This window comes from Bacillus sp. RZ2MS9, from assembly GCF_001816185.2.
Taxonomy (GTDB): Bacteria; Bacillota; Bacilli; order Bacillales; family Bacillaceae_G; genus Bacillus_A; species Bacillus_A cereus.
Window position 1 is genome coordinate 2130665 of sequence record NZ_CP049978.1, and the last position, 19395, is coordinate 2150059.

Genomic DNA, 19395 nt, shown 5'->3' on the forward strand with positions numbered 1-19395 from the left:
TCGATAATTTATATTATAAAATATTAATTAGGATAAGAAGGGGTGGGGGACTTGCAAGAGGTTTCTGAGTTTCGTATGCCAAAGTCGGTATTATATGGAAGGAATTCGCTTGAAAAACTGGGAGAACAATCAAAAAAGTTAGGGAAAAGAGCTTTTATAGTTACTGATACAATTATGGAGAAATTAGGATATGTTGAAAAGTGTATGCAACAACTAAATAAGAAAGGTATTATTGTTAGCACATATAATAAAGTGGATGCTGAGCCTACAAATATACACGTATTAGAAGCGTTATCTCTTTGTAAAGAGGAAAAGTGCGATTTTATTATCGGTATTGGTGGTGGAAGTTGTATTGATGCTGCGAAAGCGGTAGCGGTTTTATATACAAATGGTGGAGAAGTTGAGGATTATGTCCAAAAGGATATTGAAATAGAAAACAATCCACTACCACTTATTGCAATTCCAACAACTTCTGGTACTGGTTCGGAAGTTACAAGTGTAGCAGTAATTACGAATAAAAAAACAGATGTAAAAATAATGATGAAGCATCCTAGTTTTATACCGAAAGTAGCAATTATAGATCCAGTTTTGACAAGTTCGTTACCACCACAAATTACGGCAGCAACAGGAATAGATGCGTTATGTCATGCGATTGAAGCTTATATTTCTAAATTTTCACAACCACTTACAGATGTACTTGCTCTTTCAGCTATTGAAAGTATTATGAAATATTTACGTATAGCATATGAAGATGGACATAATATGGAGGCAAGAGAAGCGATGATGATTGCTTCCTTACAAGCTGGAATTGCATTTTCGAATGCATCAGTTACATTAGTTCATGGAATGTCAAGGCCAGTGGGAGCATTATTTCATGTACCGCATGGAATATCAAATGCCATACTATTACCTACAGTGTTAGAGTTTACAAAAACAAGTGCAGTGAAAAGGTTAGCAAAAATTGGACGTAACTTAAATAAGGATTTGTATTCGAATTCTGATGAGGAAGTAGCAGACTACACGATTGGGGAAATAAAAAAGCTTTGCTATGATCTTCGTATTCCAAATTTAAAAGAATACGGTATCGATGAAATTGAATTTGAAAATGCTATCTCTAAAATGGCATCAGATGCAATTGAAAGTGGTAGCCCAGCTAATAACCCACGTGTTCCATCATATGATGAAATCAAAGAGTTGTATCGAGAGTGTTTTAATTATAAGTATAAAGAATTTATAAAAATATCAGATTATTAATTTCAGAATATTCTATAAAAATTTCCTTGGAAATGAAAGTACAATTATTCTATATTATTACGTTAAAACAAGACTTTATATTCCAAACTTAAAGTCTTGTTTTATTGTGTATAATATACATAATAAAACGTTGTTATTAGTTTTATAAAAAAAGTTTAGGTAGGTGTTTATATGAAAACGATAGGTCTTATAGGTGGTATGAGTTGGGAATCAACTTCTGAATATTATCGAATTATTAATGAAGAAATAAAAGAGAGATTAGGAGGGCTACATTCAGCAAAATGTTTGATTAATAGTGTGGATTTTGAAGAGATTGAACGATGTCAGTCTAGCGGAGATTGGGATGGTGCTGGAGAAATTCTAGGGAATGCGGCATATTCATTACAAAAGGGAGGAGCAGACTTTATAATCATTTGTACAAATACAATGCATAAGGTAGTTGGAAAAATAAAGGCCAAAATTGATATTCCAGTCTTACATATTGCTGATGCAACTGCAAAAGAAATTAAAAGAAAAGACATTCAAAAGGTTGGTCTGCTTGGAACTAAATATACAATGGAGCAAGATTTCTATAAGTCACGTATTGAAGAGCATGATATAAAAGTAATAGTACCATCAGAAAAAAATAGAAAAGAAATAAATAAAGTAATATATACAGAATTATGTTTAGGAAAAATAGTATCTCAATCTAGAGAATATTATAAAAGAGTCATCGAAGAGTTAGTGCAAAAAGAAGCACAGGGAATCATATTAGGTTGTACAGAAATAGGGTTATTAATAAAGCAAGAAAACGTATCTGTCCCGATATTTGATACAACTCATATACATGCAATTGAAGCAGTCAAGGTAGCTCTAGATAGAGTATAATTATATTATGTAAACTTTATTCGTATATCTGGAAAACATTCAGAAAATATTTTATAATGTAAGTGGTTACATTTAAGGGGGAATGCGTATGTTTTCAGTTCAACCAATCGCATTTGTACATAATGAAAGAAAGGAAATAAAAGATGATGAGTGGGGAGAAGTAAGATCTCGTATAACTTTAACTGAAATGTATGCAGAAGAGAGTATACAAGGGGTTGAAGATTTTTCTCATATTGAAGTTGTTTTTTATTTTCATAAAGTAACTGACGAGCAAATTCAGTATTTTGCTAGACATCCTAGAAATAATAAGGATTATCCTGAAGTAGGTATTTTTGCACAGCGCGGGAAAAATCGCCCAAATCGCATAGGTGTAACAATTGTAAAGGTGATAAAAAGAGAAGGTAAATCAATTATTGTTGAGGGATTAGATGCTATTGATGGCACTCCTATATTGGATATAAAACCAATAATGAAAGAGTTTATGCCGACAGAAGAAATACACCAGCCTAAATGGGCAACGGATATAATGAGACAGTATTGGAAGGGGAATGGAGTAAAATGAGAATATATGAGGCAACAATTGCAGATTTAGATGGACTAGCATCAGTTTTTAATAACTATCGCATGTTTTATAGGCAAGATTCTGATTTAGAAGGGGCAAAAGTATTTTTACGAAATAGAATTGAGAAAAAAGAGTCTGTTATTTTCGTAGCAGTTGAAGACGGCGAATATATTGGGTTCACGCAACTATATCCATCATTTTCTTCTATTTCAATGAAAGAATTATGGATTTTAAATGATTTATTTGTACAAGCGGCGAAGCGTGGAGCCGGAACAGGTAAAAAATTATTAGAAGCTGCTAAAGAATACGCATTAGAAAATGGAGCAAAAGGTGTAAAGCTGCAAACGGAGATTGATAATTTATCAGCACAACGATTATACGCTGAAAATGGTTATTTGAGAGATAATCGTTATTTCCATTACGAATTAACGTTTTAAAAAATTAAGTTGAAAGAGACATTTTCAAGAAAAAGAATTTCTTTGTAATGAGAAATTCTTTTTTATTTTTGCCTAAATTAAAAAATATGACGAAAATAAAACGATATTTATTTATTGTTAAACAATAAATGTTGTGATAAAATTATGTTGCCATTAAATAAGTGAGGTATTGTAAATGAATCTTAAACGAAGTTCAACAACGTTCTTAAAAGTAATTATTTTTCTTGCTGGAATTTCAGTACTTGCTTTATGCATATTTTTAGTGCCGGAAATGGCGAATTTCGCAGCAAATTTGTATCCTAATATTGCTCCGATGAAATATCTTGTTTTCATTGTGATGTATGGAGCAGCTGTGCCTTTTTACGTTGCTCTTTATCAGGCTTTCAATCTTTTACAGTACATTGATGAGAACACAGCATTCTCGGAATTATCAGTAAAGGCGTTAAAGAATATAAAGCGCTGTGCAATTACAATCAGTGGTTTGTATGTATTAAGTTTGCCACTTTTTCATTTTATAGCGAAAAAAATGGACCCTCCTATTGGGCTAGTGGGACTCATTATCGTTTTTGCTTCGCTCGTTATCGCCGTTTTTGCTGCTATCCTCCAACGACTTCTACAAGAGGCAATTAACATAAAATCAGAAAATGATTTGACGGTCTGAGGTGGCGGATATGACAATCATTATTAATATTGACGTCATGTTAGCAAAACGAAAAATGAGTGTAACGGAGCTTTCGGAGAAGGTTGGAATTACGATGGCGAATCTTTCTATTTTGAAAAATGGGAAAGCAAAAGCGGTTCGTTTTTCAACATTAGAAGCGATATGTAAAGCTTTGGAGTGTCAGCCAGGGGATGTTTTGGAGTATAAAAACGATGAGAATACTCAATAAAAACAGATAACAAATGTAAATAATAGAAGTCAATAAAGAAGGGATAGCCACTAAGCTATTCCTTCTTTACGTTAATTGCTGTTACTAATAAAAAATATAATTTGAATTGCAATGTTTGCGTATCAAAAGGGAACTTGCTACCTTTTGAGGTGATCCGTTTTGTGGAAGACAATTATTTGCCAAAAAGGCTATTTAAACTATGTTTTAAATTATTTCGAGTGAATCAAAAACTTCATTTGTATTATAGTTGATTTAAAACCCAGTTCGTTGCATCTTCAAAGTTATCTGCAATGTAGTTTGGTTCAATATGTGCCCATTTGTCTCGGTACGTATGCAAAGCATCATACCCAGCGCCTGTTCGGACTAGAATCGTAGTCGCATTTACTTTTGCTCCTGCAACAATATCAGTCCAGCGATCACCAACTACAGCACATTGTGTTAAATTAAGTCCATGTTTTTTTGCTGCTTTAAGCAGCATGCCTGTACTTGGTTTACGGCATTCACAACCATCACCGTGTTTATGAGGACATACATAAATATCATCAAAACCGAAGCCTTCTAATTCTTGTACAAAATCGGCTACAGTTGCAATTCCATCTGCGATACCAGGTTGATTTGTGAAAGAGAAAATTTTTATATTTTTAGCTTTTAGTTTTTGCAAGGATGTTTTTGTGAATGGAAATAATGAAAAAGATCCTGGATAATGTATTGTAGTGTCACCACCAATTGTACCGTCACGATCAATGAAAATTGCTTTAATGTTTGTCATAGTTATAGTCCCTTCAATTTATAAGTAGTTTAAAAATGTTTTACAAATCTGTAGCCATTTACTTCATATCCTAATTTTTTGTAAAAAGGATGAGCTTCTACTCTTTTTGTTCCACTAACTAGCCATGTGCCAATGCAATTATGTTTCTTTGCTAATTGCTCGGCATAATCCATCAACACTTGTCCAATGCCTTTCCGTCGTATGTTAGAATCAACGCTAATAATTGAAATCTCTCCATAACGTGTTACATCTTCTAAATTTTCACGTATACGAAATCCAAGTAATCCAAATATAGCTTCTTCTTCCTCGTAAACATATAAAAAATCAAACGGACTCATTTGTACGAATTGTAATCGGTTGTTCATATCTTCATAGGAAATAGAGGAACCTTTTAATTCTTTCGTTAAAGAACAAAGTGCGTCTATATCATCTATCGTTGCTTCACGAATTTGAAAAGACATATTATCCACTCCAATAAAATGTAATCAAACATTTAATATTCTGTTAAAAAATGTTTTTTCCTGCTATGAAAATAAATATTTTATAATGATATATAGATAGTTATATGTTATTCTTTTCCTTGATTGTATTAGAAATGGAAAGAAGGGGAATGCATGTTAAAAGTAAATATCCGCTCAGCTGGATATGAAATAGGCGAAAAAATAATTCATGATATAGCTTTTTCTATCGAAAAAGGTGAACTAGTTGCTCTTATTGGAGCAAATGGTGCTGGGAAGAGTACGACGATTAAAACGATACTCGGATTACTTGTAAATATGGACGGTGAAATATCATTCGGTGAAAAGAAAAATCCGTATGCATACGTACCAGAACATCCAACATACTATGATTACTTGACGCTCTGGGAACATATTGAATTATTAATGGCAGCTCGTGGAAGTGAAATGGGAAGTTGGGAAGAACGAGCGGAACAATTATTACATACTTTTCGAATGAATAAGCATAAACATGAGTATTTATCAAAGTTTTCAAAAGGCATGAAACAAAAATCGATGCTAATATTGGCGTTTTTAACTGAGCCAGATTTTTATATCATTGACGAACCTTTTATCGGTTTAGATCCGGTAGCTACGAAAGAGTTTTTAAATTATTTATATAAAGAAAAAGAGCGCGGGGCAGGAATTTTACTTTGTACGCACGTATTAGATACTGCTGAAAAAATTTGTGAAAGATTTTTACTCATTTCACAAGGTACATTAGTCGCAGATGGACATTTAGAATCTATTCAAATATTAGCGGAAATGCCGGGTAGTTCATTATTAGACTGCTTTGATGTAATTGTAAGGCGTGAACAACATGATTAAACAACAATTTTATAAGAGATTACGCCATGAACTTGAGCGGAAATGGAAGTCTATACGTTCGGTAACAGATTGGACAGTCGCATTATATATTATTATTCCAGCACTTATATTTATGGGAATCTATTATCGATCGCTATGGATAAATGAATTATCAACGGAAGAGACGATTTATTTGGGATTAGGATTACTCGCATTTTATCTAGTAACATATCCAAGAGGAGTTCGTTCATTTTTTGAGCAAGCGGATAGTTTATTTTTAATTTCGTATGCAACACATATGCGAAAATTAGTCCAGTATGGCATGATGTACACATTTGTTCGAATAGCGATAACGAATATAATAGTAGTCGTTATTATGTTACCGGTGTTGATGAAAAGTATCGAAGTAACAGAGATACAAGTCCTATTATTTTGGGTATTCTTTACTATATTTCGATTTATGTTGTCGTTGTTAACGAGATTTGTTCATGTACATGTGGGGAAACGATGGGTTTTATGGATTGTAAAAAATGTAGTATTTTCTATGAGCGTGTCCTTTTTTGGAATTAGTTTATTTTTTATTTATAAAAATCCGTTGTATTCAATTTTATTTATCGGTCTAGTAATTTTCTTAAGTAGTGTATTAGTAAAAGAGAAAATGAATTATAAAAAGTTCTTTTTTAAAGAAATCGAGAAAGAAAAGGAGGAAAGCATGCGCTGGACGAGCGGAATTATGCAAGTTGGTGGTCATGCGGCTAAACCGAGTAGTTCGAATAAAAAACCGTGGATGTTTCCGCGCTCTAAAAGACTTTTAGGGAAAAAAGCTGATTCTCGTATTGTCGAATCTTTTTTGAAAGAATTTTTCCGTACAAGTACTGCACGAATATTTTATATTCAAATTGTATGTATCAGTACTGCAAGTATAATTATGACTCCAAGGTGGATTGCAGCTATTGTTCTCGTATTTGCTGTAGTTGCAATTTCTCGCTATGCACGTGATTATTGGAATGAATTTACGAATAAGATGTTTCTTCGTTTATATTGTGATGAAGGGAAATTACTATTGTTAAGATGGAAGGCAGATCGTTATTTACTACTACCAGCAATACTTTTATATGGAATAGTTATACTTTCACAGTTTTATTTATTGCCAGCTGTGATCAGTGGCATTGTTTTTATTTTATTAATTGTATGGATTGTATTTCTACCATTAAAAAAGAGCCATTGACGGCTCTTTTTCTAGTCTGTAACACATTGATAAATAAAATATACTAAAACGAGTATGCTTGCGGCGGAATACATGACATCTAAAGTCATTCAAGTGCCTCCTCAATATCGTGGTATTAATATTGTATGAAATCTTACAATTTCATATTCAAGTGAAAAATATGTGAACGTTAACAAAATTGTAAAGTGCAAAAATTACAATCATTTTGTATAATAGAAGAAACCACCGTTATATAAAAAATAATGAGTGAAAGGGGAGGGAACATAAATGCCAAATTGGTTTAGAAAAACCTTAGTCGCATTAATTACCGTATTTACATTTGGTTTAGTGACGCCTCCTTCCATATTGCTTGATAATGCCAAAGCTGCGGACAAGCCTACGAGCACAGCTGGGCAACAAAGTTTGGAGAGTACGTCCTATACATATGAAGAAACGAATGACAGGTTAACCACCGATACTTTTATTACTTATGCGATGCAAGAAGCAGAGAAGCAGTCGATGCAAAAGTTTGGTACTAAAATTGGTCCAGTAATTGAAGATGAATTTAAAGATGTAATATTACCAAAGATTGAAGAGGCAATTGCTGAGCTTGCTAGTGATGTACCAGAAGATTCACTACAATCATTAGCGATTTCTCAAAAACCAGCTGGTGGGAATAATGAAAAGATTTTTCATGTCTACGATACGAAATCAGGAAATGATTTATTGCGTTTCCATGTAAGAAGAGATCATCCACCGCAAGATGGTTATTATTTTAATTTCCATTATCATCGTTTTGATGATGGATACTCAGGACATCATGAGTTAGGAAATATTTATTGGAATACGAATGTACCGCCGAAATGGCTTTCTTAAAAAGAACAAGAGAAAATCTTGTTCTTTTTTATTTTTATAGAAGGGACAGACAACCATGTTGTTGAATAACATAGGTTTAGAAAAAAGAAGCAAAGGGAGTATGGGAATGCAAAAATATATTGTTTTTGACTTTGATGGCACATTAGTAGATTCACAAAATATATTTGTACCAATTTATAATCAAATTGCTGAAAAGCACGGATATAAAACGGTAAGAGAAGAAGAAATTGAGTATTTACGCAAGTTAACGATGGCGGAGAGATGTAAACAACTCGATGTACCACTGTATAAACTACCGATATTAGCGCTGGAGTTTTATAAATTGTATCAACCTGCTATAAAAGATCTTATTTTGTTCCATGGGATGAAGGAAGTATTAGATGAACTACATAAAAAAGGCTACGGAATTGCAGTCATATCATCGAACTCAGAAGAGCATATTCGGGCGTTTTTACAAAAGAATGATATAGAAAATATACAAGAAGTGTATTGTTCTAAAAATTTGTTCGGTAAAGACAAGATGATAAAAAGATTTTTAAAATCGAAAAAGATAACAGAGAAAGATATGTTATATGTCGGTGATGAACAGCGAGACGTAGCAGCGTGTAAAAAGGCTGGAGTGAACGTAATTTGGGTATCTTGGGGATATGATGTTATTGAAACAGTGAAAAAAGATGCACCAGATTACATGGTTCATAAGCCGATGGAAATTGTGCAAGTAGTACAAGGAGCGTATTCTTAATATGAATACACTGCGAGCAGGCATTCATCATATTGAATTTTGGGTAGCAAATTTAGAGGAGTCCATTTCTTTTTATAATAAGTTGTTTTCTATAATTGGGTGGAGAAAGTTAAATGAAGTAGCATATAGCACAGGAGAAAGTGAAATATACTTTAAAGAAGTAGATGAGGAAATTGTAAGGACGTTAGGGCCTAGACATATTTGTTATCAAGCTATTCATAGAGAAGTAGTTGATGAAGTAGCAGATTTTCTTTCTAGTACGAAAGTGAAGGTAATACGTGGTCCAATTGAAATGAATCATTATTCGGAAGGTTACTATACGATTGATTTTTACGATCCGAATGGATTTATTGTAGAAGTTGCCTATACACCAAATGCAGAAATGTAAGAGGAATAGATATGAAGATAATTACAGCACGGCAAAGCAATATACAAATAGTAAAAGATGCAGCGAATATTGAAGAAATTTCTAAAGGTTTCTCTCCAGATAAGAAATATGTAATTACGAATGCAAATAATGAAAAATATTTATTTCGGACAGGCGATATAAAAGAGTATGAAAGAAAGAAAATAGAGTTTCAAATTTTAAATGAAATGGTAAAACGTAACGTACAGGCACAAAGGCCAATTGAAATAGGTATATTGGAAGAAGAAGGTGTATGCTATAGTGTTTTTTCATATTTAGAAGGGGAAGATGCGAAGAAGCTATTGCCTACGTATTCACCAAAAGAACAATATGATATTGGTATAGAGGCAGGAAAAGATTTAGCAAAAATGCATACATTTGAAGCTCCTAAGGATATACTTCCATGGTATGAAAGAGCTATGAAAAAACATAGTAAATATGTAGAGGTATACAAAACATGCGGAATAAAAATAAAAAATGATGATAAAATCATAAAGTTTATAGAAGAAAATGAAATATATTTAAAGAGCCGCCCGAATCGATTTCAACACGATGATTTTCATTTATAAAATATAATTGTACGAGATGGAAAATATGTAGGTGTTGTTGATTTTAATGGCTATGACTGGGGCGACCCAATTCATGATTTCGTAAAAATTGCACTGTTTGCAAGGGATATTAGTATTCCGTATTCAATCGGACAAATAGAAGGATACTTTAATAGGAAAATACCAGAGGAGTTCTGGAAATTATACACGGTGTACGTTGGCATGACAGTTTTCTCCTCAGTTGTCTGGACATTACGAGCAGCGCCGCATATGTTAGATGATATGTTAGAGCGTCTTACTATAGTTTTAGAGGATCATAATAACTTTGAGTTATCGAAGCCAATTTGGTTTCAACCAGATAAGATTGATATGAAATAGAAAAGGTAGGTGTGATTCGCACCTACCTTTATTTTTTAACATCAAGATACTTATTTAATTTTCTTAAATGTAAGCGGCTGAGTACTTAATGTAGCTGGTACATGTAACTGAAGGGATGGGAATTCACCACTTACATTTATTTCATAAGCGAATAATAAGCTCATTTTCATTTGGAATAAGTCAACTTTTGTGGAGAAGATGTCGTAATGATGATGCCCTAATTGAATATCCATTTCCATAAATTGTACATATAACGAATCATCTCGTTTGTATACTTGTAATGTTCCGTATGCAGGATGTTCAAAAGTACCAGTATAATCCTCTAACTTGTGCGAAGGTGTAGTCCCTTTAATTTGTTCAGGGAGGGATTCAGTTGCTTCTTTCATCATTTCCTTCATTTTTTTAGTATCTTCTACAGCACGTTTATGCCAATCAATGGATTCTAATTCAAGTAGTTCGTCATAAATTTGATTAGCGAGATAAGTAGGAAGTAATGTTCCTCCAGCATTCGTTAAAATGACAAGGCCTATGTTTTCTGTTGGTATGAATGAAACAAGCGCTGAAAATCCATCGATATTACCGCCATGATGAATCACTTTTTTACCACGATAAGCGCTAATAAACCAACCAAGACCGTAACTATTTAATGGAGATTCAGGGAGTGATAAAACCGGTTGGTCTGGAATTGAATTGTGTGGTGTATACATTTGTTGTAATAATTCAGAGGAGATTAATTCATGATCTCCAAATTTTCCTTCATTTAAGTGGAGAAGTACCCAATTTGCCATATCTTCAATTGTGGAATTAATACACCCAGCAGCGCCAACTGTATCGATGTTACGGAATGGAACTGCTTTTATTTCACCGTCATTTTCAATGTAAGGTAAAGCGTAATCATCTGTAGTTTGTGAATCGTTAACAGAGAAGTTTGTATGTCTCATATTTAAAGGTTCTAAAATATGTTCTGTAGTGTATTGCTCCCACGTTTGATTTGTAATGTTTTCAACAATGTAGCTAATTGTTGCATACATTAAGTTGTTATATAGAAATGCAGTCCGGAACGGTGCATCAAGTGGTAAATGTTTTATTTTTTCAACGAGATCTTTTCGAGATAAGGAAGAACTGTACCAAAGAGCCTCATGACGACTCACTCCAGTTCGATGAGAAGCTAAATCCCGTCCTGTAACTTGTGAGCTAGCAAGTAGTTCAGATAAAGTAAAGTTAGGTATATAAGACGGGACAGGAGCATCCCAATTAAACTTTTTTTGCTGTGCTAACAAGCTTAATGAAAGTGTACCAAACGCTTTCGTTGAGGAACCGATTGCGAATCGAGTATTCGGTGTAACAGCCTCTTTTGTTTCTATATTACGATAGCCGAAACCTTCTGAAAGAATAACTTCACCGTCTTTTATAACAGCGACAGCAACACCAGGAACATTTAAATCCTTCATCATTTTTTCAACCGTGGTTTGTAAAGAAGTCATAACAGGTGTTTCAATTTTAGACATATTTCTAACCTCCAAATATAAATTTTGATCTACCGCACTATACTTTCGGTAATAGAAAATGAAAACCTTTTAAAATATGGAAAGTTAATAATTTTGTAAGAATTAGCGCAAGAAATTTTATTAATTAAGATTATTAAATTTACCATTTTTCATGTTATGATAAATTCCATATACGATTGAAAGAAGGTTTTCCTACATATGAAACATGCTGAAAATGAATACTTAAATTTATGCCGCCATGTAATGGAACATGGTACGAAGAAAGAAGATCGTACAGGGACAGGAACTGTATCTGTATTTGGATATCAAATGCGTTTTGATTTGAGCAAAGGATTTCCTTTATTAACGACAAAAAGAGTACCATTTCGCCTTGTAGCAAGTGAACTACTTTGGTTTATGAAAGGTGATACAAATATTCGCTATTTATTGCAGCATAATAATAACATTTGGAATGAATGGGCGTTTAAGAGCTGGGTAGAAAGTGATGAGTATACTGGTCCTGACATGACTGATTTTGGTCTTCGCTCACAACAAGATGAAGAATTTAAAGTACAGTACGATGAGCAAATGGAATTGTTTAAAAAGAACGTTTTAGAAGATGATGAGTTCTCAAATAAATATGGTTATTTAGGAGACGTTTACGGTAAACAATGGCGTGCTTGGAAAACGACAGCTGGTGAGACACTTGATCAATTAAAAGATGTAATTGAAATGATTAAAAAAACACCAGACTCACGTCGTTTAATCGTTTCTGCTTGGAATCCTGAAGACGTACCGAGTATGGCATTACCGCCTTGTCATACATTATTCCAATTTTATGTAGCGGACGGAAAACTTTCTTGTCAGCTATATCAAAGAAGTGGTGACATATTCCTTGGAATTCCATTTAACATCGCAAGTTATTCACTACTAACACATTTAATTGCACATGAATGTGGTCTTGAAGTAGGAGAATTTGTTCATACAATTGGAGATGCACACATTTATACGAATCATTTTGAACAAGTAGAAAAGCAATTGGCACGTGAACCACGTCCATTCCCGAAACTTACATTAAATCCAGATGTGAAATCTGTGTTTGATTTTGAAATGGAAGATTTAACGATTGAAGGATACGATCCGCATCCAGCAATTAAAGCACCGGTTGCAGTATAATTGTAGAGGAGATGAAAAAATGATTGTTTCATTTATGGTCGCGATGGACGAAAATAGAGTAATTGGTAAAGATAATAATTTACCTTGGCGTTTGCCGAGTGAATTACAATACGTGAAGAAAACAACGATGGGCCACCCGCTTATTATGGGAAGAAAGAACTATGAAGCGATTGGTAGACCACTGCCTGGAAGACGTAATATTATTGTAACTCGTAATGAAGGGTATCATGTTGAAGGCTGTGAAGTTGTTCATTCTGTAGAAGAAGTATTTGAACTATGTAAAAATGAAGAAGAGATTTTTATTTTTGGCGGAGCGCAAATTTACGATCTCTTTTTACCTTATGTAGACAAGTTATATATAACAAAAATCCATTATGCATTTGAAGGAGATACATTCTTCCCAGAAATGGATATGACAAATTGGAAAGAGATTTTTGTAGAAAAAGGTTTAACGGATGAAAAAAACCCGTATACGTATTATTACCATGTATATGAGAAGCAACAATAATAAAAAAGATTGATGTGAGAATTCACATCAATCTTTTTATTTGTATTCACCAATATAAGTTTATAGATGAGATTCGATAGTGCTATAATGATAGGTAGCATGTAAAAATGCTAAAATTTTCAAAAGTACTAATATAGAAAGAGGAGGAGAATCGATTGAGAAAGATATGGGGGATTCTTTTTCTTTGCTTAACATTCATGTTAGTTGGATGTGGTAAAGAAGAAAAACCACAAGAAGCGTTTGATACATATGTAAAAGCGTGGAATAAACAAAAATTTGCAGATATGTATGATCAACTATCAAAAAATGCAAAAAAAGATATTTCAAAGAAAGAGTTTACTGAGAAATATGAAAAAATTTATTCTGGTATCGAAGTGAAAGACTTAAAGGTAGAAACAGGGGAAGTAAAAGAAGATAAAAAAGATGAAGGTCCTGTTCCTTTTAAAGTAAGCATGGATACAGTTGGTGGTAAAATCACATTTGGTCATGAAGCAAAAATGGTAAAAGAAAAAGATGGAGATAAAGAATCTTGGAAAATAGATTGGACTCCTGATTTTATTTTCCCTGGCATGACGAAAGATAGTAAAGTGCGTATGCAGACAACACAGCCAAAACGTGGTGAAATATACGATCGTAATGGAAAAGGTCTTGCAACGAATGGGAAAGCTTCTGAAATCGGATTGATTCCTGAAAAGTTAGGCGATACTGCTCCGCAAACGAAAGAAACAGTAGCGAAGTTATTAAATATGTCTGTAGAAGAAATTGATCAAAAATTAGCTGCTAAATGGGTAAAACCAGGGTATCTCGTACCAATTGGAATTTTGCCTGAAGGGGCAACACAAAATACGTACATTGATTTACCAGGTGTTTCAACAAAACCTGTAAATGTTCGTACATATCCGTTAGGGGAAGCGGCAGCTCATCTGACTGGTTATATTGGAAAGGTAAATGCTGAAGATTTAAAAACGCTACAAAAGAAAGGCTATCAAGCTGATGACCCAGTTGGTAAAGCTGGCTTAGAGCAAGTATTAGAGGAAAAGCTACGCGGTAAAAAAGGTGGCCGTGTCTTTGTAGAAGATGCGCAAGGAAAAGAAATTAAAAATTTAGCAAAAACAGATGCTGTTGATGGAGAAAATGTAACTTTAACTATTGATAGTGTTGTTCAAGAAAAAACGTATAATGAAATGAAGGGCGAAGCTGGTTCAAGTGCAGCAATTAATCCGAAAAGTGGAGAAACAATTGCACTAGTAAGTAGTCCAGCATATGATCCTAATATAATTGCACGAGGGACATCGAAGGCACAACGCGAAGCTTGGAATAATGATCCGAAAAAACCAATGACAAATCGCTTTACACAATTGTCGGTACCAGGTTCTGTATTTAAACCTATTACAGCTGCAATTGGTCTTGAAACGAAAACGATTGATCCAAAAGAAGAGTTGAAAATTGAAGGATTAAAATGGACAAAAGATTCTTCTTGGGGTAATTACTATGTAACGCGTGTGAAAGATGCAAATCCGATTGATTTTGATAAGGCGATGAAATACTCGGATAATATTTACTTCGCACAAGAAGCTTTAAAAATCGGAAAAGACAAGTTTATGAGTGGAGCGAAAAAATTCGGATTCGATGAGAAACTACCAATTGAATATGGATTCCCTGCTTCTAAAATTGCAAATGACGGCATTAAAAATGATATTCAAATGGCAGATACGGGATATGGACAAGGACAAGTATTAATGACTCCTCTTCATTTAGCTTTAACGTATGCGCCGATTGTAAATGATGGAACGATTCCGTCACCGTATATTATTAAAACAGATAAACAACCAAAAGCTTGGAAAGAAAATGTAATTTCTAAAGGAAATCAGGATATATTAAAAACTGCAATGACGAAAGTAATTAATGATCCAGATGGTACAGGGAAAATTGCTAAAATTGATGGCATGACTCTTGCTGGAAAAACAGGTACAGCGGAATTAAAAGTATCAAAAGAGGCCGAAGGAAAAGAACTAGGTTGGTTCGCTGCATTTGATTTAAATTCACCAGATATGGTCATTACAATGATGATTGAAGATGTAAAAGGTAGAGGCGGGAGTAATATTCCAGCTGAAAAAGTAAAACATGTATTTCAAAAATAATATGTAATAGAAGGCTATCTCTATAAGTTGTAGAGGTAGCCTTTTTATACGAAAGAATTCTTAATATCTGTATACTAAATTTTAAGGAAACAAAGTAAATCATTAACTTACGAAAAAAAAGTAGCTATTTTTTATTGACATTGATTAAAACTTTTTGTATTATACTTACATAAGGTAAGTTATTAACTTTTAAAAAACAAATCTTGAATTAAAGATAAAGAGAAAAAAGGGAGAGAATACAATGACAAAAGTACTATTTATCACAGCAAATCCAAATTCAGCAGAAGGTTCTTTCGGAATGGCAGTAGGGGAGGCTTTCATCGAAGCTTATAAAAACGAACATCCACAAGACGAAGTTGTAACAATTGATTTATTCAACACTACAGTACCAGCAATTGATGCAGATGTATTTGCTGCTTGGGGTAAATTTGCAGCAGGTGAAGGCTTTGAAGCTTTAACTGAAGTTCAACAACAAAAAGTAGCAGCAATGAACACAAACTTAGAAACATTTATGAATGCAGATCGTTATGTATTCGTAACTCCAATGTGGAACTTTAGCTATCCACCAGTAGTAAAAGCATACTTAGATAACGTAGCAATCGCAGGTAAAACATTCAAATATACTGAAAATGGTCCAGTCGGCTTATTAGAAGGTAAAAAAGCACTTCACATTCAAGCAACAGGTGGCGTATATTCTGAAGGAGCATACGCAGCTGTAGACTTCGGTCGCAATCACTTAAAGACTGTATTAGGATTTGTCGGTGTAAATGATACTGAATATATCGCAGTTGAAGGTATGAATGCAAACCCTGAAAAAGCACAAGAAATTAAAGAAGCAGCAATTGCTAATGCTCGTGAATTAGCAAAACGTTTCTAATATAGAATGCTTAAAAAGTCCAAACACTTGCTGTTTGGACTTTTTTTCTTCTTTTTCCTTCGTTTGTCTAGTATAATGAAGGTCGGAATGATAATAGGTGGGGGTTCTGTATGATTCAAACGTTTTTTAAAATCTTTTATTTAATTTTAATCGTAATTGCGATTACACCGAGAATGTGGCGTCTTAAAAGACAAGTAAATACGATGGCGCCAAAAGAAAAAGACAATGCTGTGTATAAAACGACAAATTGGTTTGGTAAGAAAATGGTACGTGTAGCTGGAGGGGCAGTAGAAGTGAAAGGACTTGAAAATGTTCCGAAAGATAAGCCAGTACTAGTTGTAAGTAATCACCAAAGTAATATGGATATCCCTGTTTTACTAGGTTACTTAAATAAACCAATTGGATTCGTTTCAAAGGCAGAGATTAAAAAGTTCCCAGTTGTACCAACTTGGATGGAACTTATGAATTGTGTATTTATGGATCGTAGCGATCGTCGTCAATCTCTTCAAGCGATTAAAGATGGAATTGAACTATTAAAGAATGGACATTCTATCGTAATTTTCCCTGAAGGAACGAGAAGTAAGGGCGGCGAAGTTGGAGAGTTTAAGGCTGGTAGTTTTCATCTTGCAGTAAAGTCAGGTGTAGCAATTTTACCTGTAACGTTAGATGGTACATATAAGATGTTTGAAGCGAATGGAAATCGTATGAAGCCAGCTCATGCAACAGTAACAATTTCTAAGCCGATTACACCTGAAGATTATGCGAATATGGATATTAAAGAATTAACGAAGCATACACAGGAAGTTATCGCATCACAATTACATAAGTAATAAAAAAGGATTCAGCTTATAGTAAGCTGAATCCTTTTTTATTATGCTGTAGGTAAGACATAAAAGAGTACACAGAAGAACATCATCGCACTACCACCTAAAACGAACAGGTGCCATATGGCATGGTTGAAAGGTAGCTTTTCCCAAAGGAAGAATATAGCTCCGACAGAATATAAAATTCCACCTGCTAAAAGTAGTGAAAAACCATGTCCAGTTAGATTTTCATAAAGTGGTTTAATGGCAACGATTATGAGCCAACCCATAATGATGTAACATAAAGTTGAAGCCTTTATAAAGCGACGTACAAAGAAAATTTTGAAGACGATACCTCCGATTGCTAGTGTCCATATTATAGCAAGCAACGTCCATCCTAATGGGCCACGAAGTGTAATAAGTAGAAAAGGAGTATACGTGCCAGCAATCAATAAGTAAATGGCTGAATGATCTAAAATAGTAAATATTTTTTCTACTTTAGGATGATGAATGCTATGTAGCAATGTTGAAAACAAGTACAGTAAGAACATGCTTACACCATAAACAGTAAATGCAACTACAGCTGATGCGGTACCGTGCTTAGAAGCATGAATAATCAATATGATTAAGGCAGGGATGCTTAAAATGGCACCGATACCATGTGTAATTGCATTTGCAATTTCTTCTTTTACAAATTGGGTCATTCGTGTCATTTTTTCAGTCATAATGCAAATCCTTTCTACTATCATAAAATAATATGTCATTTCCCTTACCATATCATACACAAGAACAATAGAAAATGAAATTTGTATAATTGATTATATTTTTGAATTTTTTTGACAAAAGACAATGGATTTGTTGACGTTTTCAAACTTTTTTGACAAAATAAAATTATGTAATAGTAGGACAAGGAAACTACTAATAAAGGGGATGGGGAAATGTTTTCAAATATTGGCTTTCCAGGGTTAATTTTAATTTTAGTAGCAGTACTCATTTTATTTGGACCTAAAAAATTGCCGGAAATCGGGAAGGCTTTAGGGGAAACGTTAAAAGAGTTTAAAAAATCAACGAAAGAATTGACAGATGACGCATTTCAAGAAAAGGAAAAGAAAGAAAAAATGTAGTGTATTTTCCTTGTAATGGATAAATAAAGTGTGGTGAACGAGATGGAAGATCGGGAAATGAGCGTAGTAGAACATATTGTTGAGCTTCGAAAAAGAGTAATATATACGGTGTTATCCTTTGTACTATTTTTAATTATTGGATTTACTTTTACAAAGGATATTTATTTTTGGCTTGTAAAAGATTTACCAATGAAATTAACTGTTCTCGGTCCAAGTGATGTATTGTGGATTTTTTTCTCGATTGCTACAGTATTTGCTATCGTTTGTACAATTCCTTTTGCTGCTATACAAATTTGGTTATTTGTAAAACCGGGTTTACATCCAAATGAACAAAAGATGACAATAATGTATATACCGGTATTGTCTATATTATTTCTCGCAGGTTTATGTTTTGGATATTTCATTGTAATGCCGTTTCTATTTCACTTTTTAACTACGATAGGTAATGAAATGTTTAATACGATGTTTACGACAGAAAAGTATTTTCATTTTGTACTTAATTTAACAGTTCCATTTGCTGTGATTTTTGAATTGCCAGTCGTTGTAATGTTTTTAACTAGTATTGGAATACTTACGGCGGAATTTTTAATAAAAATAAGAAGGTATGCTTACGTAGCATTAATTATCATTGCATCTTGTATATCACCGCCAGACTTTTTATCTCATAGTTTAGTTGCAGTGCCGCTTATTTGTATTTATGAAGTAAGTATTGCGTTATCAAAGGTTGTTAGTAAGAGGAAAAAGAAAAGAGAAGAAATGCAGTCGAAAAGTGCCTCGTTATAAAGGCACTTTTTTATTTATTTGTTATACTATAGCTATAAACGTATACAATATATAGAAGAAAAAAATTATAGAATCTCCAAAATTTAGACAAACTTTGCGCTTTTATAAGCTTATACTAAATGTATTAAACAATTGATGGATAATGAGATTCCCGTCTCAGAGATATTTAGGACGGGAAGGTGAATTAGGTGGAGATGAATAGAGTATAAATCTTCTAGCCATAAGGACTACAGAAATCATATAAGTCTGATTTTAC

General features: G+C 33.6%; 22 protein-coding genes and 1 pseudogene. 19 read left to right on the forward strand and 4 right to left on the reverse strand.

The window, feature by feature from the left end; translation table 11 throughout:
* Positions 1-51: 51 nt before the first annotated feature.
* From BHV55_RS11010 to BHV55_RS11035, 6 genes are all read left to right on the forward strand, one after another.
* The gene (locus BHV55_RS11010) at positions 52-1254 is read left to right on the forward strand and encodes an iron-containing alcohol dehydrogenase (protein ID WP_070757426.1); all 1203 of its coding nucleotides are present in this window, start codon (positions 52-54) and stop codon (positions 1252-1254) included.
* A 171-nt stretch (positions 1255-1425) separates the two neighbouring features.
* Positions 1426-2121, forward strand: a complete 696-nt coding sequence (locus BHV55_RS11015) for an aspartate/glutamate racemase family protein (protein WP_070757424.1) — start codon at positions 1426-1428, stop codon at positions 2119-2121.
* An 88-nt stretch (positions 2122-2209) separates the two neighbouring features.
* The gene (locus BHV55_RS11020) at positions 2210-2683 is read left to right on the forward strand and encodes an SAM-dependent methyltransferase (RefSeq protein WP_000493255.1); all 474 of its coding nucleotides are present in this window, start codon (positions 2210-2212) and stop codon (positions 2681-2683) included.
* Complete coding sequence (locus BHV55_RS11025; RefSeq protein ID WP_001223866.1) at positions 2680-3120, forward strand: GNAT family N-acetyltransferase; 441 nt, start codon at positions 2680-2682, stop codon at positions 3118-3120. The genes BHV55_RS11020 and BHV55_RS11025 overlap by 4 nt, the downstream gene beginning before the upstream one ends.
* Positions 3121-3295: 175 nt before the next feature.
* The gene (locus BHV55_RS11030; RefSeq protein WP_001050149.1) at positions 3296-3781 is read left to right on the forward strand and encodes a DUF2975 domain-containing protein; all 486 of its coding nucleotides are present in this window, start codon (positions 3296-3298) and stop codon (positions 3779-3781) included.
* A 10-nt stretch (positions 3782-3791) separates the two neighbouring features.
* Positions 3792-4010, forward strand: a complete 219-nt coding sequence (locus BHV55_RS11035; protein WP_000152535.1) for a helix-turn-helix domain-containing protein — start codon at positions 3792-3794, stop codon at positions 4008-4010.
* A 241-nt stretch (positions 4011-4251) separates the two neighbouring features.
* Here the strand turns inward: BHV55_RS11035 and BHV55_RS11040 are convergent, their stop codons facing one another.
* Both BHV55_RS11040 and BHV55_RS11045 read right to left on the reverse strand, forming a co-directional pair.
* Positions 4252-4779: an HAD-IIIA family hydrolase gene (locus tag BHV55_RS11040; RefSeq protein WP_000181772.1), complete on the reverse strand. Its 528-nt coding sequence runs from the start codon at positions 4777-4779 to the stop codon at positions 4252-4254.
* Positions 4780-4808: 29 nt separating this feature from the next.
* The gene (locus tag BHV55_RS11045; RefSeq protein ID WP_000009776.1) at positions 4809-5240 is read right to left on the reverse strand and encodes a GNAT family N-acetyltransferase; all 432 of its coding nucleotides are present in this window, start codon (positions 5238-5240) and stop codon (positions 4809-4811) included.
* A gap of 153 nt (positions 5241-5393) precedes the next feature.
* On the opposite strand from BHV55_RS11045, the gene BHV55_RS11050 reads away from it, so the two are divergent.
* The 6 genes and pseudogenes from BHV55_RS11050 (at position 5394) to BHV55_RS11075 (ending at position 10240) form a co-directional block, all read left to right on the forward strand.
* A complete protein-coding gene (locus tag BHV55_RS11050) occupies positions 5394-6104 on the forward strand; it encodes an ABC transporter ATP-binding protein (protein WP_000921904.1) in 711 nt (236 codons plus the stop codon).
* Positions 6097-7311 (forward strand): ABC transporter permease, encoded by a 1215-nt coding sequence (locus BHV55_RS11055; RefSeq protein WP_070757422.1) that lies wholly within the window; start codon positions 6097-6099, stop codon positions 7309-7311. Before BHV55_RS11050 ends, BHV55_RS11055 begins: the two co-directional genes overlap by 8 nt.
* 267 nt (positions 7312-7578) lie before the next feature.
* Positions 7579-8166: a YpjP family protein gene (locus BHV55_RS11060; protein WP_001134421.1), complete on the forward strand. Its 588-nt coding sequence runs from the start codon at positions 7579-7581 to the stop codon at positions 8164-8166.
* Positions 8167-8272: 106 nt separating this feature from the next.
* Positions 8273-8908 (forward strand): HAD family hydrolase, encoded by a 636-nt coding sequence (locus BHV55_RS11065; protein WP_001987851.1) that lies wholly within the window; start codon positions 8273-8275, stop codon positions 8906-8908.
* Between the two features lies 1 nt (position 8909).
* Positions 8910-9296, forward strand: a complete 387-nt coding sequence (locus BHV55_RS11070) for a VOC family protein (RefSeq protein ID WP_001094668.1) — start codon at positions 8910-8912, stop codon at positions 9294-9296.
* An 11-nt stretch (positions 9297-9307) separates the two neighbouring features.
* Positions 9308-10240: pseudogene (locus BHV55_RS11075) on the forward strand (aminoglycoside phosphotransferase family protein).
* A gap of 50 nt (positions 10241-10290) precedes the next feature.
* Here BHV55_RS11075 and BHV55_RS11080 read toward each other — a convergent pair.
* Positions 10291-11748: a serine hydrolase gene (locus tag BHV55_RS11080; RefSeq protein ID WP_070757420.1), complete on the reverse strand. Its 1458-nt coding sequence runs from the start codon at positions 11746-11748 to the stop codon at positions 10291-10293.
* Between the two features lie 198 nt (positions 11749-11946).
* On the opposite strand from BHV55_RS11080, the gene BHV55_RS11085 reads away from it, so the two are divergent.
* The 5 genes from BHV55_RS11085 to BHV55_RS11105 all read left to right on the forward strand — a co-directional run bounded on the left by BHV55_RS11085 (position 11947) and on the right by BHV55_RS11105 (position 17259).
* On the forward strand, positions 11947-12903 hold the full coding sequence (locus BHV55_RS11085; RefSeq protein ID WP_000679609.1) for a thymidylate synthase: 957 nt from the start codon (positions 11947-11949) through the stop codon (positions 12901-12903).
* Between the two features lie 19 nt (positions 12904-12922).
* A complete protein-coding gene (locus BHV55_RS11090; RefSeq protein ID WP_000637207.1) occupies positions 12923-13411 on the forward strand; it encodes a dihydrofolate reductase in 489 nt (162 codons plus the stop codon).
* 155 nt (positions 13412-13566) lie between these two features.
* Entirely contained in the window at positions 13567-15552 is a 1986-nt protein-coding gene (pbpC, locus tag BHV55_RS11095) for a penicillin-binding protein 3 (RefSeq protein WP_070757418.1), read from the forward strand.
* A 241-nt stretch (positions 15553-15793) separates the two neighbouring features.
* A complete protein-coding gene (locus BHV55_RS11100) occupies positions 15794-16429 on the forward strand; it encodes an FMN-dependent NADH-azoreductase (RefSeq protein ID WP_000170025.1) in 636 nt (211 codons plus the stop codon).
* A gap of 110 nt (positions 16430-16539) precedes the next feature.
* Complete coding sequence (locus tag BHV55_RS11105; protein WP_000616577.1) at positions 16540-17259, forward strand: lysophospholipid acyltransferase family protein; 720 nt, start codon at positions 16540-16542, stop codon at positions 17257-17259.
* A gap of 41 nt (positions 17260-17300) precedes the next feature.
* Here the strand turns inward: BHV55_RS11105 and trhA are convergent, their stop codons facing one another.
* The gene (trhA, locus tag BHV55_RS11110) at positions 17301-17957 is read right to left on the reverse strand and encodes a PAQR family membrane homeostasis protein TrhA (RefSeq protein ID WP_000136889.1); all 657 of its coding nucleotides are present in this window, start codon (positions 17955-17957) and stop codon (positions 17301-17303) included.
* 213 nt (positions 17958-18170) lie between these two features.
* Here trhA and BHV55_RS11115 point away from each other — a divergent pair, with 213 nt between their 5' ends.
* Complete coding sequence (locus BHV55_RS11115) at positions 18171-18356, forward strand: twin-arginine translocase TatA/TatE family subunit (RefSeq protein ID WP_000492443.1); 186 nt, start codon at positions 18171-18173, stop codon at positions 18354-18356.
* Positions 18357-18398: 42 nt separating this feature from the next.
* A complete protein-coding gene (gene tatC, locus BHV55_RS11120; protein ID WP_000390120.1) occupies positions 18399-19139 on the forward strand; it encodes a twin-arginine translocase subunit TatC in 741 nt (246 codons plus the stop codon).
* The last annotated feature ends 256 nt before the right edge of the window (positions 19140-19395 follow it).

Coding starts and splice junctions, on each gene's coding strand:
- BHV55_RS11015 (WP_070757424.1), top strand. CDS start 1,426: ATGAAAACGATAGGTCTTATAGGTGGTATGAGTTGGGAATCAACTTCT.
- BHV55_RS11020 (WP_000493255.1), top strand. CDS start 2,210: ATGTTTTCAGTTCAACCAATCGCATTTGTACATAATGAAAGAAAGGAA.
- BHV55_RS11025 (WP_001223866.1), top strand. CDS start 2,680: ATGAGAATATATGAGGCAACAATTGCAGATTTAGATGGACTAGCATCA.
- BHV55_RS11030 (WP_001050149.1), top strand. CDS start 3,296: ATGAATCTTAAACGAAGTTCAACAACGTTCTTAAAAGTAATTATTTTT.
- BHV55_RS11035 (WP_000152535.1), top strand. CDS start 3,792: ATGACAATCATTATTAATATTGACGTCATGTTAGCAAAACGAAAAATG.
- BHV55_RS11040 (WP_000181772.1), bottom strand. CDS start 4,779: ATGACAAACATTAAAGCAATTTTCATTGATCGTGACGGTACAATTGGT.
- BHV55_RS11045 (WP_000009776.1), bottom strand. CDS start 5,240: ATGTCTTTTCAAATTCGTGAAGCAACGATAGATGATATAGACGCACTT.
- BHV55_RS11050 (WP_000921904.1), top strand. CDS start 5,394: ATGTTAAAAGTAAATATCCGCTCAGCTGGATATGAAATAGGCGAAAAA.
- BHV55_RS11055 (WP_070757422.1), top strand. CDS start 6,097: ATGATTAAACAACAATTTTATAAGAGATTACGCCATGAACTTGAGCGG.
- BHV55_RS11060 (WP_001134421.1), top strand. CDS start 7,579: ATGCCAAATTGGTTTAGAAAAACCTTAGTCGCATTAATTACCGTATTT.
- BHV55_RS11065 (WP_001987851.1), top strand. CDS start 8,273: ATGCAAAAATATATTGTTTTTGACTTTGATGGCACATTAGTAGATTCA.
- BHV55_RS11070 (WP_001094668.1), top strand. CDS start 8,910: ATGAATACACTGCGAGCAGGCATTCATCATATTGAATTTTGGGTAGCA.
- BHV55_RS11080 (WP_070757420.1), bottom strand. CDS start 11,748: ATGTCTAAAATTGAAACACCTGTTATGACTTCTTTACAAACCACGGTT.
- BHV55_RS11085 (WP_000679609.1), top strand. CDS start 11,947: ATGAAACATGCTGAAAATGAATACTTAAATTTATGCCGCCATGTAATG.
- BHV55_RS11090 (WP_000637207.1), top strand. CDS start 12,923: ATGATTGTTTCATTTATGGTCGCGATGGACGAAAATAGAGTAATTGGT.
- BHV55_RS11100 (WP_000170025.1), top strand. CDS start 15,794: ATGACAAAAGTACTATTTATCACAGCAAATCCAAATTCAGCAGAAGGT.
- BHV55_RS11105 (WP_000616577.1), top strand. CDS start 16,540: ATGATTCAAACGTTTTTTAAAATCTTTTATTTAATTTTAATCGTAATT.
- trhA (WP_000136889.1), bottom strand. CDS start 17,957: ATGACTGAAAAAATGACACGAATGACCCAATTTGTAAAAGAAGAAATT.
- BHV55_RS11115 (WP_000492443.1), top strand. CDS start 18,171: ATGTTTTCAAATATTGGCTTTCCAGGGTTAATTTTAATTTTAGTAGCA.
- tatC (WP_000390120.1), top strand. CDS start 18,399: ATGGAAGATCGGGAAATGAGCGTAGTAGAACATATTGTTGAGCTTCGA.